Below are 14,933 nucleotides of genomic sequence, written 5' to 3'. Positions count from 1 at the left end.
GCCTGACCATGACCATCGTGCCTGAAGACAAACAGGCCATTGTTGTCAGCTATGGCAACCCGAAACGCGTCTGGAATGCCTATGAGGAAAAAGAGATTTTCGGCAATACCGGTGCAGGTCTGCATTTCCGTATCCCTTTTGTCGAGCAGGTGGCCTGGATCGACAAGCGTATACTGGGCGTGGAAATGGAACGTCAGGAAGTGCTGTCCACCGACCAGCTGCGGCTGCAGGTCGACGCATTTGCGCGCTTTCGTGTCACTGATCCGCTGGTCATGTATCGTTCGATCCGTACTGAAGATCGGTTGAAACAACAGCTGCGCACCATTTTGGGTTCATCGCTGCGAAATGAGCTTGGCAAGCGCGAATTTGCTACGTTGCTAAGCCCCGAACGCGGACAGGTGATGAATAATATCCAGTCAGCTCTGAACCGTGAAGCGCGGAAATATGGCGCGGAAATCATTGATGTACGGATCAAGCGCGCTGACCTTCCTGAAGGCACCCCGCTGACGTCCGCCTATGAGCGGATGCGCAGTGCGCGTAATCAGGAAGCTGTGGCTATTGATGCCGAGGGTCGCAAGGAAGCCCAAGTTATCCGAGCCGAAGCCGATGCCGAGGCGGCACGCATCTATGCCGAAAGCTATGGTAAAGACCCGGACTTCTATGATTTTTACCGCGCCATGGAATCATACCGTACCACATTCAACAATGATGGTGACGGCAATGGAGACACTTCGGTGATTCTGTCACCCAACAATGATTATCTGCGTCAGTTCCGTGGACGCCGGTAGAAAGCTGTCGCCATTTGGCAGAAAAGCCCGGGGTGCGTAAGCTTTACAGCTCGTGACATTCAATTTCTGTTCAGCCGGAATTTGAAAAATGCGATCTGAAATTTAATGTTGGGCATCCGTGCCAACGGAATGTCCATGACAAGTTTAGTTGAGAAGGATGAATATCGTGCGTTATGTCTATGGAATAACATCTGCACTTTTGCTCGGCGGCAGTGCCGTGGCGCTTGCCACGGGGCAGCCACTCGGTGCACAGGTCGCGCAAAATGATGAAAATGCGATGCGCACAGCAGTGCCGCGCGCGGGCGCACCTGCTAGTTTCGCGGACCTGACCGAACAGCTACAGCCTGCCGTTGTCAATATCTCGACGCGTCAGCGCGTCCGCGTGCGCAGCAATCCTTTTGCAGGTACGCCCTTTGGCGACCTGTTCGGCAACCGGCGTGGCGGTGGCGGTGGAAACCAGACCCGTGAAGCACAATCGCTGGGCAGTGGTTTTATCATTTCTGCCGATGGTTATGTAGTGACAAACAATCACGTAGTGGCAGGAGAACAGGGCCGCTCCACCATCGAATCGATTACAGTGACCATGCCTGATGGCAAAGAATATGATGCCAAGCTGATCGGCCGCGATCCGCAATCGGACCTCGCTGTCCTGAAAATTAATCGCAATGAACCGTTCCCATTTGTGCGCTTTGGCGATTCGACCAAATCGCGCGTGGGTGACTGGGTCATTGCCATTGGCAACCCCTTTGGACTGGGCGGCACTGTAACATCAGGCATTATCTCCGCCGTTTACCGTAATACCGGTTCAGGCGGGGCCTATGACCGTTACCTGCAGACTGACGCCGCGATTAATCGCGGCAATAGCGGTGGTCCCATGTTCGACCTGAACGGAAACGTAATTGGCATCAACAACGCTATTTTCTCACCCACGGGTGGCAGCGTTGGCATTGGCTTTGCCATTCCATCTGAAGTCGCCGAACCGATTGTCGAAACCCTGAAAAAAGGCGCAAAGGTTGAGCGTGGCTATCTGGGCGTGCGACTGAGTCCACTAAACGAAGATCTTGCCGCTTCGCTGGGCCTGCCCAAAAACCGCGGTGAATTTATTCAGTGGGTTGACCCTGAACGTGCAGCCGCCAAGTCGGGAATCAAAGCAGGGGACGTTGTCGTCAAGGTGAACAGCAAAAACGTAACTCCTGAACAGTCTCTCGCTTTTATCGTCGCCAATACAAAACCCGGCACACGCATACCCGTGGAACTTATTCGCGGCGGCAAGAACATGAAGCTAAACGTCGTAGTGGGTGCACGGCCTGATGAAGATGAAATTGCCGAAAGCTTTGGCGGCGGCAATGCCGACGGGTTTGATGAGCCCGATGAGCAGAATATCGAACAGGCCGCACAGAAGATACTTGGTATCGCTGTCACCGAACTGACGCCCGCAATTGCTAGGCGCCTGCGCGTTGACGAAGATGTGAGCGGTGTCGTGATACTGGGCATAGACCCTTCAACTGACGCGGCAACAAAAGGCTTCCGGCGCGGTGACATCATCCTGTCGATCAACAACCGACCGACAACCTCACCCGACGATGTTGACGAAATTGTCAGTGCCGCCAAAAAAGCCGGGCGCGAAGCCGTATTGCTACGTGTGCAGCGCGGTAACTCGCCGCCGACATTCCTGCCGGTGCGACTGCGCAGCGAATAGCCAGACGGACAATATCCAGAACAAGGCCCCGAAAGTCATAGCGCTTCCGGGGCCTTTTTAATTCAGCATCCATAGCTCCAGCCGCCAACCCCTGCCGTTCACGTCAACTTGTAAGCTCTTCCCCTTTTTCCTATTTTTATCGGGAAACGGAATCATTTAAGGGAGCTCATATATGTCACGCATAGCAATAGTCACCGGCGGCACACGCGGTATAGGTGAGGCGATCAGCGTCGCGCTCAAAGACCAGGGCTTTACGGTCGCCGCCAATTATGCGGGCAACGAAAACCGGGCCAAGGAATTTACCGACCGCACCGGCATCGCCGCCTATAAATGGGATGTAGGCGATCACGAAGCCTGCCTCACCGGATGCGAACAAGTGGCGGAAGAACTGGGGGCTGTGGATGTCGTGGTCAACAATGCCGGTATCACCCGCGACGGCACACTCCACCGCATGAGCTATGATGACTGGCATGAAGTGATGCGCGTCAACCTGGGCGGCTGTTTCAATATGTCCAAAGCCTGCTTCCCCGGCATGCGCGAACGGCAATGGGGCCGTATCGTCAATATCGGTTCCATCAACGGACAGGCCGGGCAATATGGTCAGGTCAATTACGCTGCTGCCAAATCAGGTATTCATGGTTTCACCAAGGCGCTTGCACAGGAAGGTGCAAAATTCGGTGTGACCGTCAACGCGATTGCTCCTGGATATATCGACACTGATATGGTTGCCGCTGTGCCCGAACCAGTGCTTGAAAAAATCGTCGCGAAAATCCCTGTTGGCCGTTTGGGCCAGGCCGAAGAAATTGCACGCGGCGTGGCATTTTTGTGCAGCGAAAATGCCGCATTTGTGACTGGATCCACCATGTCGATCAATGGCGGGCAGCATATGTATTAATGCTTTTTCGCGCAACACGCTCAAATTGAGTTAATTGATTATATACAATAATTTACCGCGCAGCATTTTTGCACAAGGGATTCTTTATGTCGGGTGGTGAGAATACCGGTATTTACCACCCGCCAGTCAAGCGCAGCATCACCATTGCTGGCCACCAAACCTCGATCAGCCTGGAGCCGCTTTTCTGGAACAGGTTAAGGATTGCAGCCGAAGAACGCGGCCTCCCCCTCAATGCCCTCGTCGCACAAATTGATGTCGAACGGATGGAGGCGGATGATCCGCCCGGTCTCGCTGGCGCAATACGATTATGGTTGATGGACCAATATCAACGACCCGGCATTGCGGGCGAAGCGTGAAAAGCTCCACCCGCAAACAGCCCGATCATCTTTCCTAACCGAGCACATCATTTCTACTGTTAAGCAGTTCTGTAATCCCGTCACCTACCGAAGCGCCTTCAATTTCAGTTCCGGCAATGCCGCCTAAAAGCGTATTGTCCTTTAGCGCAAGGTTGAAAGCTCCCTGCTTGTTGCGATGCGAGTGCAGATGATCTGCGCCAGAAACCGTATTTGACTGCACAACCAGTTCCGTTTCGGATTCAGGTTTGAGTGCGGTCACGAAGGAAATTGCACTTATTGTTTCCGGGCTTTCATCCATATTTGTAAACCGCCAGTTGTTCCCGCTGCATACCACGTTTTTCATGGTTGCATTCGGCACTGTTGACGCCAGCGAAATAATGGACTTGGTCGCTTCTGTGGTCCCGCCCTGGATTAGGCCATCCGGATTGCTATGGTTCCAGCACTGGTTGTTCAGAACCGAAAGGCCCCACACACCTTGGGTGACACCAACAAATGACGAGCTTTGCAGATTATAGATAATGTTATTCTGGACCGTTATGGAACAAGGCTCACTGTCCAGGTTGTCGCCAGTGAAATCGACGGTGTCGGTCAAGCTGTCATTATCATAGACTGAGAGGAAGCGGCCCTGCAGTGTCTCAATGCAATTGCCCTGTATGGACCGCGGCCGCTGCTGGTTTTCACGGCTTGTCAGCAAGTATATGAGCTGGTTGACCTTGCTGGGCTTTGGGTCGTTGACAAAGTTGTTGTCATGCATGACCAGGCTTTTCTCGCCAGATGATTTTTCCTGAATCACATAACAACTGCTTGCATCCGATTCGAAACCGCCAATCGTATTATTGCTGAACACCAGGTCGCCGTGAGACCAGTACATGAAAACACAGTTCGCCGTAGATGCCACGGCGCCAAGGCAGGTATTGCCGGTTACGATATTCGTTTTCCTACTGCCACGCTGGATGAATCTTACAACACCGGCGGTCCCCGTAAATGTCCCGGAATGCACGTCGGTTATATGGTTATCCTTAAACCATAGAGGAGCATCTGCGCTGAGACGGTACACATAGCGCGCAACATCATTTATGCGGTTGCGCGAAAAGGACTGCCGGTTGCGGACAATCGAGGACCCGTCCTCAAAAACCAGCCCTGCAGAAAAACGCTCGAATACATTGTCTTCAATGATAAGGTCATCACACTGTACAGCACCCCGGTATAGGTAATCCTGATCATGGACATAACAGTCGCGGATTTCGAACAGGGGTATGTCAACCGATGAAATCATGCTGCAAACTGCCTCAAATCCGGTGGCTTCAAGACCTGCGATGGATAGCGAATGGAGAGGCTTGAATAACCTGTTCCCGGTACTTCCCACCAATTTGCACAACTCGCCTTCAGCAGTTGGCCGGATGGAGGTCGCCGATGCAGTTTCGACCTGGTCAGCTGTCGAAAGTTTGTATGTATTGCCTGCGGTCACAAGTAACGTGCCACCCTTCGCGATAAACTTTTCAAACGCCGCGGTCTGGTCCATTGCAAGGACTGGATCATCGAACAATCCGAACTGTATATCCTGCGGGCTTCCATAGGGACCCGCTTCGACATGGAATTTGACACCGGCCGCATTGGTGACATCGAAATCAGTCGTCGCCGAATCCGCCTCCTGATAGGAATAACCGCCCGCGACCTGCCATATGCTGCCAGCACCTGAAGCCGGTAATGTAGACGCAAAAAAGTCGGCGAAATTATTGAAATAGTTCATGTTCTTTTCCATTATGAGAGTTGGGAGAAACACCATTCATGCGAAATTTTCCGCAATTGATGGCATAACCAAATAAAGAACACAGAAGGAACAAAGTAGGAAAGTAAAATTTTGCCTGCCGTCAATTTTCGATGTTTCATAAAGTGCGCCCGCACTTTCAGGCGTCGAAACTTTTGCGCCCGGCTATACGTTGGGCAATCTTGCTCAAACCGATATCGCCCAGCACAATTTGCCCGCAATGCTGCCTGGCCGGTGATTTCACATGTGCCGGCTTGTATACGCCCAGCGCAACGGTCATATCGAAATGCGGCACCTTACCCAGCAGCACGCCGGTATCGGTGTCTATGCCACTGGGCAGGTCAATCGCTATACTATTCACAGATGCATAAGCCATATCAGCCAGCCGCGATTCCGCCTTGCGATCCAATGGCCGCGTCAGGCCCGTGCCAAACAGGGCGTCGACCAGCATTGGTGCGGAAGAAGCATTATCCAGAGATTCCGCATCGCCGCCCCAGCGCTGGCATGCAATCTGCGCTGCTTCGGTCCTTGGCGAGGTGAGTGCCGCAACGCGCGCATTCCAGCCGCGACCTGCAAGCAGCCGCGCCACCACATAGCCATCGCCGCCATTATTACCGGGGCCGCACAAAATCAGTGTGTCGTTTGGCGGATATGTTTCGCATATTGCGTCCGCAACTGCCGCACCCGCCTTTTCCATCAGGTCGATAACAGGAACGCCGCGGTCAAATATGACCTGTTCGGCAGCACGCGTCTGGGCTGCAGTGAGCACCGGAAAGGCCATATTGGTTGAATGCCCTTCCATCAATTGGTTCTTCCCCGCATCCATCTATTGCCGCATTATACGACAATACTATATCCTGAATTTCCCTTTTCGCGGCACATGCGTTTCTGTACGCGGGTTTCCTCACCGTCAATAATCGCAACATCTGTAATGTTAAGGCATTTTGCACCATTAGGCTGGGTGTTTAACGCCGTGACCGTGGAAGATCCCGAGACACCAGCACGGGTCGGACTCTGCCAGCTTGCCGTGGCCCCCACCCGTTCTTTCTTGGTAACTTCAACCGTTGCCTTGGCGGCCTCCTCCTGCTCATCCTTGGTCAGCTGGCAGGCTATTTCGCCAACCAGTATGCCCGACACACCGCTGGCAAGCAGTGAACCAACATTACCTAACCCGGCTGCATCGCCGGCAACACCGCCCAAAATACCGCCCAATAAGGAACCGCGTTTTCGCGATTTTCCACATTTGTCGCTTTTTACCGATTTTTTGGCCTTGCGGGGTTTCCTGTCATCATCTTCGGCTGTTTTCGGTGTATAATCCGGTTTCGGATATCCACCACAACCTGTGTTAAAACAGAATCGATCCTGCAAATAGGCGCGGTCATCCTGATATCGCGCATAGGCTGCGCGATAATCCGCCATATGCACGCCTTCGGTGTCAGAGTCGGCATGTTCTTTCATCATGGCAGTATAAAAACGCTCCTGCGTGGCTGGAGAATATATGCTGTTGCCGCCAACTTTATCCAGATAGATTTTCGCAATCTCTTCCTGGTGCGTAATAAGCTGCCTGCGAAAAGGCAGCAACACGCCATGATAATATTTATCAACCTGTTCAGTGCAGAGGTTGGTCGCCTTGGCCTGGTCATAAGGTGCCTCGAATTGGCGATAGTCTTCACGGCATTCAGGATATCCCGGATCTGTCAGCACAGGTGTGGCAGGCAATTCGGGCAAGGGTGGTTCATCGGCGATCCGGCTATTGATTATGGCGGGGGATGAAGCTTGTGTATCTCCTTCTGCCTGCGCCAGAGCACCGCTCGCGCAAGCCAGAATTAAAGAAAGGCCCACATATTCCAGCTTCTTCAACATCATATCCCGCCCCTTTTCACGGTAAAATAGTAACAGCAACCCACAGGGTTGGCAAATGCACGCGCTTGCCCCAACCTGTTACAGGCATAGTAACTGGACAGAATGGCCCGTCTGTGCACCAGGGCACAACTTGTTGGATGCACATGTTTAGTTTATGAAAGGGAAATAGGGGATAAATGGTTCAGATGATAAGCTTTCCGAAATTCGCCATCGCCATGGCCGCAGTTCTGGGCCTGTCGGGAGCCGCCGATATATCCATGGATCCAGACAATCCAACCTGCCCCGCCGAACCGAACTGGTCTGCAAATCAGATCATGAAACTTACCGTTGTTGAAAAACAAGGTACAAAAGTCATGCTTGCCGAGGGTGTCGTGGACCGAAACCTTCCCGAACGTCTCGCAAAGGAACTGAAGGACAATCCAGACATTACCGAAATCTGGCTACGCTCCCCGGGCGGCGATGCCCGCGCCGGCAATGCGGCAGGACGGATCATCCGCGAAACCGGGGGCCTTGTCATTACACGCATCCCGTCGGGCTGGACCTGTTTCAGCGCCTGCAACTTCATATTCATGGGCGGCCGTGCACGTATAATTGAGGAAGGCGGTAATTTTATGGTGCATATGTTCACCATGACAGGTGAACGCGATGCGATTGATTATAGTGTCGCCCTAGGCACCGATTCCACCGTCGAACTTATCGGGGAAATCGAACAGGAAAGTGCGCTTCTGGCAACCGAGGATAATGATTTCCTCATCCGCATGGGCGTATCACGCAAATTGCTGACCGATATCATGTATCGCCAAAAAGCCCTGAAAACAGAAGATGACAAATCGACACGCCGTTGCCTGACCCGCACAGAAGCGATAAAATATAATGTCGCGAATGTGGATATTTGAACGGAAGGCTGACTAGTCCGCACCGACGCGCTCTATGTCAGCACCGGCCAACTTCAATTTTTCTTCCAGACGCTCATAACCGCGGTCGAGGTGATAGAGGCGGCTGACTTCGGTTTCGCCTTCCGCGACCAACCCCGCCATAACCAGGCTCATTGACGCACGCAGGTCGGTCGCCATCACCGGTGCACCAGTAAAACCTTCCACTCCATGCACAATCGCGGTCCGGCCCTTCGTTTCGATATTGGCACCCATGCGGTTCAGCTCAGGCACATGCATATAACGGTTTTCAAAAATCGTTTCGGTAAGCACGCTCGAACCCTCTGCCATGCATAGCATAGCCATAAACTGCGCCTGCATATCGGTCGCGAAACCCGGATAGGGCGCGGTGGAAAGTGTCAGCGCCTGCAATGGACCCTGATGGGCAACACGTATGCCGTTTTTGGTTTCTTCGACCAATACGTTGGCCGAACGTAATGCGGTGATGGTGGCATCCATTTCATCGGCCTTTGCGCCAAGCAGCTCAACGTCCCCGCCCGTCATTGCAGCAGCACAGGCATAGCTGCCCGCCTCGATCCGGTCGCTCATGACGCGATAGGTCGCACCGTGCAACCGGTCTTTGCCATGAATGACAAGATCGGATGTGCTGATGCCCTCAATCTCTGCACCCATCGCAGTGAGCAGGTTGCACAGATCAACAATTTCGGGTTCACGCGCGGCGTTGTGCAACGTGCATGTCCCCTTGGCAAGCACCGCCGCCATCAGCGCATTTTCCGTCGCGCCCACAGACACCACCGGGAAAGAAAATGTGCCGCCGGGAAGGCCGCTTTTGGGCGCTGTCGCCTTTACGTAACCGGACGCAATTTCAATTTCCGCGCCAAATGCCTCGAGCGCTTTCAGGTGCAGGTCGATAGGCCGGTTGCCGATTGCGCAGCCGCCGGGCAGCGACACAGTCGCCTCCCCTTCACGCGCCAGTAACGGACCAAGCACCAGGATCGACGCACGCATTTTGCGCACCAGGTCATAGGGCGCAACATTGCTGGTCATACGTGTCGCCTGCAATGTCATGACACGGCCAAAATCTTCGGGCCGCGCGCCCGCAATGCTGGTCGACACACCAAACTGGTTCATCAAATGCTGGAACCCGTCAATATCCGCCAGCCGTGGCAGGTTACGCAGTGTCAACGGTTCATCAGTCAGCAGCGCGCAGGGCAGCAAAGTAAGCGCCGAATTTTTCGCACCGGAAATAGGGATCTGGCCTTTGAGCGGATTGCCACCGCGTACAATTATCTTATCCATTCCCCACTTTCTAGCGGGACTCTCTTTTTAGGCAAGGAGAAGATTGCGCCTTATGCCTTTTCCAGCGTGCATTGCAGCGGATGTTGGTGTTCGCGTGCAAAGTCCATAACCTGGTTCACCTTGGTCTCGGCAACTTCATAAGTGAACACGCCGCATACACCCACGCCTTTCTGGTGGACATGCAGCATCACACGCGTCGCATCTTCCATATCCATGGAAAAAAAGCGTTTCAGCACCATCACAACAAATTCCATCGGCGTGTAGTCATCGTTCAGCAGCAGCACTTTATACTGGTTGGGCTTTTTTGGTTTGGTTCGCGTCTTGGTGGCAATGCCGGTTTCTTCCGCACCATCATCTTCACCGCCATTATCGGAAGAATCGCCATCGTCAGCGTACACGGTCATCAGCCGTAATTCATGGGCTGAATTCGTATTGCCAAAAAACATATGCGGGAAGGTTTTCGTCATTGGATCAATTATCGGTATTTTTATGTGTGGGGGCAAGTGCAGGACCATATTTTTCTGTGTCTTTTACGGAACTCGCATTGCCCAAAAATTTGCCGGATACGAAAAAGCCGCACCATCTTGCGAGGCACGGCTTGATCGGTTTTGCTGACCCCGCCTTGGCAGGGCTGCGTTAAAAAAGCTTAAGCAGCTTTTTTAACAGCTTCAACAGCAACGCTTACGCGATTTGAAATCGGCTGGAATGCGTCACCAGCAACTTTCAGGAACATTTCAGTGTTCTTGGAAGTTTGAGCAACCATCGTGTCAAAGCTCTTGCGGGCTGTAGAAGCCTGCAGCTGAACGAATTCGGTTGGTGATTTTACAGCAGCAAATTCTTTTGCAGTTGTGGTCGCAGCTTCAAAGTTGGTGCGCATGTCAGAAGCATAAACCTGACCCATTTCCTGTGCGCCTTTCACAGCGATCTTGCCAGATTCAACAACAGCTTCGATATTCGCTTTGTTGAATTCGTTTGCCTGTGCGAAATATTCGTTGGCTTTTGCGAAAACTGTTTTTGCACGTTCGCTCATGTCGCCAGCCATTTCGGTTACGCGTGAAGTCATGGCTTCAGTCGCTTTTTTCGCTTCAGCTGTTACTTTTTCAGATGTTTTAGCCATAATGTTATCCTTTTTAGGTGCATTAGATTTCTTGACGGTTTTCTTGGCAACCACTGCTTTTTTCGCAGGGGTTTTCTTTTTTGCGGCCGTTTTGGCTGCACTTTTGCGTGTTGTTTTCGCCGCAGTCTTTTTCGCTACGGTTTTCTTGGCAGCCGCTTTTTTAGCCGGAGCTTTTTTGGCGGTTGCTTTTTTCACCACTGGCTTTGCTTTCACAGGAGCCGGGGTTTTCTCCGCTTTCACAGCGGCAATTTCTTTTTTGGCAATTGCGGTGTCTGCTTTCGCAGCTTCGCTTTTTGCCACTGATTTCACAACATCAGCTGTGGTTTTCGCCGTTACAGCCTTTGGTGCGGTTTGTGTTTTCTGATCGCTCATCATGCGTTCCTTTTGTGTCATGTTGCACTGCACAATAAGGACGGTTCGACAATATGTCAAGGGATTTTGTTGCACTGCACAATAAATGTTGCGGCGCAGCAAAAATGCCGCGTTTCATGGGTTTTAACGGCTCTTTACGTAACGCCCAGGGGCTTCTTCAATGGCTTTGAGCTTACCTTTTCCAGGTATATAGCCCCCTTTGGCTTGCACTTTCGCGCCAGACTGATTCGCCAACCATTTTGCCCAATAGGGCCACCAGCTGCCGGGGGTTTCTTTCGCGCTTGCAATAAACTTCTTCAACGTGTCGGCTTTTTTACGGTTGGTCCAGTACTGGTATTTCTTCTGGTCCGGGTGGTTGACCACGCCGGCAATATGGCCCGAACCTGCCAACAGGAATTCATATTGGCCGGACAGGTGATGGGTCAGCTTCCATACACTGTCTGCAGGCGCGATATGATCCTCACGGCCCGCCTGGATGAAACAGGGTGTTTCAATCTTGCGCAGGTCAATCGGCGTGCCATCAACCGTGATCGCACCCGGCACCACGAGCTTATTGTCGCGGTACAGGTCCTCCAGATAAGCGCGGTGCCATTTTGACGGCAGGTTGGTGGTGTCGCCATTCCAGTGCAGCAGGTCGAACGGCGGATAGTCTTCGCCTTTCAGATAATTATTGACCACATAATTCCAGATAAGGTCGCGACCGCGCAGCATATTGAATGTCGCCGCCATATAGCGCCCGTCCAGATAGCCATCGCGCGACACTTGCTCGATAAGTTTGAACTGCGCATCATCAATAAACATTTTGAGGTCGCCAGCATGTTCGAAGTCGACCTGCGCAGTGAAGAATGTCGCGCTATTTACCTTATCCGCCTCACCCCGCGCCGCCAGTAGCGACAGCGTCGCCGCCAGCGTGGTACCCGCAACACAATACCCAATCGCGTTGACACTATCGACGCCCAGCGCGCCGCGCACGGTATCAATCGCGTCAATCTGCGCGCCCACATAATCGTCCCAGATCACATCTTTCATCGACGCATCTGCTGATTTCCATGACACCATGAAAACGGGAATGCCTTGCCCGACCGCCCATTTCACAAAGCTCTTCTTCTCATTGAGGTCGAGAATATAGAAACGGTTTATCCATGGCGGGAAGATGATGAGCGGGGTCTTTATCACCTTGTCCGTTGTCGGCATATATTGCACCAACTGATAAAGAGGGGTCTCATGCACCACTTTGCCCGGGGTAACCGCAATATTGCGGCCCAGCTCAAAAGCGTCGGGGTCGGTATGCGTCAGTTGCCCCTTACGCAAATCGCGCAGCATATATTCCATGCCCTTGAGCAGGTTCTCGCCCTTTGTCTCAATCGTCTTTTCAATCACCTCCGGATTGGTAAAGGCGAAATTGGACGGGCTCATCGCATCCGCAACCTGCCGCATCCCCATACGCAGCTGCCGTTTTTTGGCCGGGTCCAGTCCATCAATATTATCGGTGGCCTGCAGTAGATGATCGGAAATCATCAGGTAACTTTGATGAATCATCGCAAAAACAGGGTTTTCCTGCCACGCGGGTGCCGCGAAACGGCGATCCTGGCGCGACATGTTGGTTGTATCGGGTGCAAAGACTTCGCCCGAAAGTGCCTTGCCCATGGCCGATTGCCATATATTCATGCCCTCTTTCAACAGATCCGCTCCGGCAGACATGTCAAGCGAGGGCATCTGTCCAACAAAGGAAGACATCAGCGTCTGCCACTGCGCAGGATCTGCCCACTTGCCGATATCAGACGCGTTTGACTGCGCTGTCTTCGCCATGTGTTCCATCATCATCTGCTGCATCCGGCCCATCACCCAGGTCCAGTGCTGCCAGTCCTCCAGATTGAATTTGTCGAGGCCCATAGCCTCTAAACCGGGAATACCCGCTTTGCCGTTTTCACTATCTGTCATGCTGTCCTGCCCTTCGGGGATGCTGCCTGAAAAACATATTAGCGTCAGCGTCCGCAAATTAGTAGGCGCTAAAGTAACAACACGGAAAATTTTGTCTGGTACTGTCAATTTTCTCGACTTGATGGCAGCAATGCGTCACATAATACGGTCCATATTCTATGTAACCGAGAGCTTTTGACATGTCCGAAGAGTTTTACCGTATTCGCCGCCTGCCGCCCTATGTGTTTGCAGAAGTGAATGCGATGAAAGCCGAGGCCCGGGGCCGCGGGGAAGACATTATTGATCTGGGTATGGGCAACCCCGACGGCATGCCGTCACAGCATGTTATTGATAAACTTGCGGAAGTGGCGCAAGATCCGCATGCGCACCGCTATTCGGCATCAAAAGGCATTAAGGGGCTGCGCCGGGCACAAGCCGCCTATTATGACCGCCGTTTCAATGTGCAGCTTGATCCAGACAGCGAAGTCGTGGTGACTTTGGGGTCGAAAGAAGGCCTTGCCAACCTTGCGCAGGCCATCACGGCGCCAGGCGATGTGGTTTTAGCTCCGAATCCGAGCTATCCTATCCACACATTCGGCTTCATCATTGCCGGCGCGGCGATCCGATCAATCCCGGCAGCGCCCGGTCCGGAATTTTTCACCCGGCTCGAATATGCCATGTCTTACTCTGTGCCCAAACCATCAGTGCTGGTACTCGGCTATCCATCCAACCCGACCGCCTATACCGCCGATCTCGATTTCTATCAGAAAGTGGTCGATTTCGCGCGTGAGCACAAACTGTGGGTCATTAGCGACCTTGCCTATGCTGAAATCTATTATGGCGACACGCCCACACCTTCGCTGTTGCAGGTGCCCGGCGCAAAAGATGTCGCCGTTGAGTTCACGTCGATGTCGAAAACCTATTCCATGGCCGGATGGCGTATGGGTTTTGCCGTTGGAAACCAAAAACTTATCAGCGCACTTACTCGCGTCAAATCCTATCTCGACTATGGCGCATTTACACCGATACAAGTGGCGGCAACTGCGGCGCTCAACGGCCCGCAGGATATTATCGATGATAACCGTGCGCTTTATAAAGGCCGCCGTGACGTCATGGTCGAAAGCTTTGGCCGTGCCGGATGGGATGTGCCATCGCCCAAAGCCAGCATGTTTGCCTGGGCGCCCATTCCCGAACAGATGCGGCACTTAGGCGCGATGGAATTTTCCAAAAAACTGCTGGCCGAGGCGCAGGTTGCAGTTGCCCCCGGGGTCGGTTTCGGCGATGAAGGCGAAGGTTACGTACGCATCGCGCTTGTTGAAAATGAACAGCGGCTGCGTCAGGCGGCACGCAACATCAAGCGCTTTTTAAGCGATAATAGCTGATGCCCTCGCATCACCTGCTCCATTCCGGATATAGTCAGGCTCTCCAAATTACATCTATTTAACGCATTGTTTCCGCAACAAAGTTGTAGGAAGCACATATGGGGATGCATATAGGCTGGCTGTCTGATTCAGCCGACCTGCCGGCCATTTTGGCAGGTGCCACAGGAAAAGACATGACGGTCTCGCATTATGACAGCTTTGCGCTGATCGCCGATGAGTGCGACCTTGTCTGCGCAGATAGCCGCCATGGCGAAGCGGTTTCGCTATGCTGCAAACGCCTCTCAAACGGAGGTGTGGCGGTCATATTGCTGGGAGAGCTGGAAAGCGAAGAGCGCAGCGCCTGGATAAAATCGGGAGCGGACGATGCCGTGCATCTCGGTTGGAAGGCGAGTGAGCTGGCAATGCGCATCAGGGCAGCCGTCCGCAAGGCGCACCTTGCGCGCGGTTTGTGGCGGCAGGGTCCACTCACCTTTAACCTGCTGGAAAGAACGGTGTGCCATCGCGGCAGGCAGGTCCCGTTCAATATGCGTGAATATGCCCTTCTGCTCTACCTCGCCCGCGCAAATGGCAAAACTGTATGC

Annotated in this window: 13 protein-coding genes and 1 pseudogene; 7 read left to right on the top strand and 7 right to left on the bottom strand. The window is 53.0% G+C overall.

Features of this window, described 5'->3' with window-relative positions:
* From G6Q15_RS12065 to G6Q15_RS12050, 4 genes are all read left to right on the top strand, one after another.
* The coding region (locus G6Q15_RS12065) for a protease modulator HflC (protein WP_164119153.1) at positions 1 to 788 on the top strand (788 nt) is incomplete at its 5' end.
* Between the two features lie 157 nt (positions 789 to 945).
* Positions 946 to 2,487, top strand: coding sequence for a Do family serine endopeptidase (locus tag G6Q15_RS12060; protein ID WP_205518173.1), 1,542 nt, complete (start codon positions 946 to 948; stop codon positions 2,485 to 2,487).
* Positions 2,488 to 2,659: 172 nt separating this feature from the next.
* On the top strand, positions 2,660 to 3,382 hold the full coding sequence (phbB, locus tag G6Q15_RS12055) for an acetoacetyl-CoA reductase (RefSeq protein ID WP_164119151.1): 723 nt from the start codon (positions 2,660 to 2,662) through the stop codon (positions 3,380 to 3,382).
* An 86-nt stretch (positions 3,383 to 3,468) separates the two neighbouring features.
* A complete protein-coding gene (locus G6Q15_RS12050) occupies positions 3,469 to 3,738 on the top strand; it encodes a ribbon-helix-helix domain-containing protein (protein ID WP_164119149.1) in 270 nt (89 codons plus the stop codon).
* Positions 3,739 to 3,772: 34 nt separating this feature from the next.
* Here G6Q15_RS12050 and G6Q15_RS12045 read toward each other — a convergent pair whose 3' ends face one another.
* The 3 genes from G6Q15_RS12045 to G6Q15_RS12035 form a co-directional block, all read right to left on the bottom strand.
* Positions 3,773 to 5,488 carry a hypothetical protein gene (locus G6Q15_RS12045; protein ID WP_164119146.1) on the bottom strand — a complete coding sequence of 572 codons (1,716 nt, stop codon included), beginning with the start codon at positions 5,486 to 5,488 and terminating at the stop codon, positions 3,773 to 3,775.
* Positions 5,489 to 5,645: 157 nt separating this feature from the next.
* Positions 5,646 to 6,308 (bottom strand): NAD(P)H-hydrate epimerase, encoded by a 663-nt coding sequence (locus G6Q15_RS12040; protein ID WP_164119144.1) that lies wholly within the window; start codon positions 6,306 to 6,308, stop codon positions 5,646 to 5,648.
* 35 nt (positions 6,309 to 6,343) lie between these two features.
* The gene (locus G6Q15_RS12035) at positions 6,344 to 7,372 is read right to left on the bottom strand and encodes a hypothetical protein (RefSeq protein WP_164119142.1); all 1,029 of its coding nucleotides are present in this window, start codon (positions 7,370 to 7,372) and stop codon (positions 6,344 to 6,346) included.
* A gap of 173 nt (positions 7,373 to 7,545) precedes the next feature.
* On the opposite strand from G6Q15_RS12035, the gene G6Q15_RS12030 reads away from it, so the two are divergent.
* Positions 7,546 to 8,265, top strand: a complete 720-nt coding sequence (locus tag G6Q15_RS12030; RefSeq protein WP_240330886.1) for a hypothetical protein — start codon at positions 7,546 to 7,548, stop codon at positions 8,263 to 8,265.
* Between the two features lie 12 nt (positions 8,266 to 8,277).
* On the opposite strand, the gene murA is transcribed toward G6Q15_RS12030, so the two are convergent.
* From murA to phaC, 4 genes are all read right to left on the bottom strand, one after another.
* The gene (murA, locus tag G6Q15_RS12025; RefSeq protein ID WP_164119140.1) at positions 8,278 to 9,561 is read right to left on the bottom strand and encodes a UDP-N-acetylglucosamine 1-carboxyvinyltransferase; all 1,284 of its coding nucleotides are present in this window, start codon (positions 9,559 to 9,561) and stop codon (positions 8,278 to 8,280) included.
* Between the two features lie 50 nt (positions 9,562 to 9,611).
* The gene (gene clpS / locus G6Q15_RS12020; RefSeq protein ID WP_164119157.1) at positions 9,612 to 9,965 is read right to left on the bottom strand and encodes an ATP-dependent Clp protease adapter ClpS; all 354 of its coding nucleotides are present in this window, start codon (positions 9,963 to 9,965) and stop codon (positions 9,612 to 9,614) included.
* Between the two features lie 242 nt (positions 9,966 to 10,207).
* Positions 10,208 to 11,152, bottom strand: coding sequence for a phasin family protein (locus tag G6Q15_RS12015; RefSeq protein WP_240330885.1), 945 nt, complete (start codon positions 11,150 to 11,152; stop codon positions 10,208 to 10,210).
* 21 nt (positions 11,153 to 11,173) lie between these two features.
* Entirely contained in the window at positions 11,174 to 12,943 is a 1,770-nt protein-coding gene (phaC, locus tag G6Q15_RS12010; protein ID WP_240330887.1) for a class I poly(R)-hydroxyalkanoic acid synthase, read from the bottom strand.
* 227 nt (positions 12,944 to 13,170) lie between these two features.
* Between phaC and G6Q15_RS12005 the strand changes: the two genes are divergently transcribed.
* Positions 13,171 to 14,352, top strand: coding sequence for an LL-diaminopimelate aminotransferase (locus G6Q15_RS12005; RefSeq protein ID WP_164119136.1), 1,182 nt, complete (start codon positions 13,171 to 13,173; stop codon positions 14,350 to 14,352).
* Positions 14,353 to 14,450: 98 nt separating this feature from the next.
* A pseudogene (locus G6Q15_RS12000) lies at positions 14,451 to 14,933 on the top strand (response regulator transcription factor); the annotation flags it as partial.

It is taken from the genome of Sphingorhabdus sp. Alg239-R122, assembly GCF_900537065.1.
Taxonomy (GTDB): Bacteria; Pseudomonadota; Alphaproteobacteria; order Sphingomonadales; family Sphingomonadaceae; genus Alg239-R122.
This window is presented reverse-complemented; position numbering and strand designations above follow the sequence as displayed.

Bases quoted from the DNA above. Each gene is read 5' to 3' on its own strand.
- G6Q15_RS12060 (WP_205518173.1), top strand. From the start codon at position 946: ATGAATATCGTGCGTTATGTCTATGGAATAACATCTGCACTTTTGCTC.
- G6Q15_RS12045 (WP_164119146.1), bottom strand. From the start codon at position 5,488: ATGAACTATTTCAATAATTTCGCCGACTTTTTTGCGTCTACATTACCG.
- clpS (WP_164119157.1), bottom strand. From the start codon at position 9,965: ATGACCGTGTACGCTGACGATGGCGATTCTTCCGATAATGGCGGTGAA.
- G6Q15_RS12005 (WP_164119136.1), top strand. From the start codon at position 13,171: ATGTCCGAAGAGTTTTACCGTATTCGCCGCCTGCCGCCCTATGTGTTT.
- murA (WP_164119140.1), bottom strand. From the start codon at position 9,561: ATGGATAAGATAATTGTACGCGGTGGCAATCCGCTCAAAGGCCAGATC.
- phbB (WP_164119151.1), top strand. From the start codon at position 2,660: ATGTCACGCATAGCAATAGTCACCGGCGGCACACGCGGTATAGGTGAG.
- G6Q15_RS12040 (WP_164119144.1), bottom strand. From the start codon at position 6,308: ATGGAAGGGCATTCAACCAATATGGCCTTTCCGGTGCTCACTGCAGCC.
- phaC (WP_240330887.1), bottom strand. From the start codon at position 12,943: ATGGGCCTCGACAAATTCAATCTGGAGGACTGGCAGCACTGGACCTGG.
- G6Q15_RS12050 (WP_164119149.1), top strand. From the start codon at position 3,469: ATGTCGGGTGGTGAGAATACCGGTATTTACCACCCGCCAGTCAAGCGC.
- G6Q15_RS12030 (WP_240330886.1), top strand. From the start codon at position 7,546: ATGGTTCAGATGATAAGCTTTCCGAAATTCGCCATCGCCATGGCCGCA.
- G6Q15_RS12035 (WP_164119142.1), bottom strand. From the start codon at position 7,372: ATGATGTTGAAGAAGCTGGAATATGTGGGCCTTTCTTTAATTCTGGCT.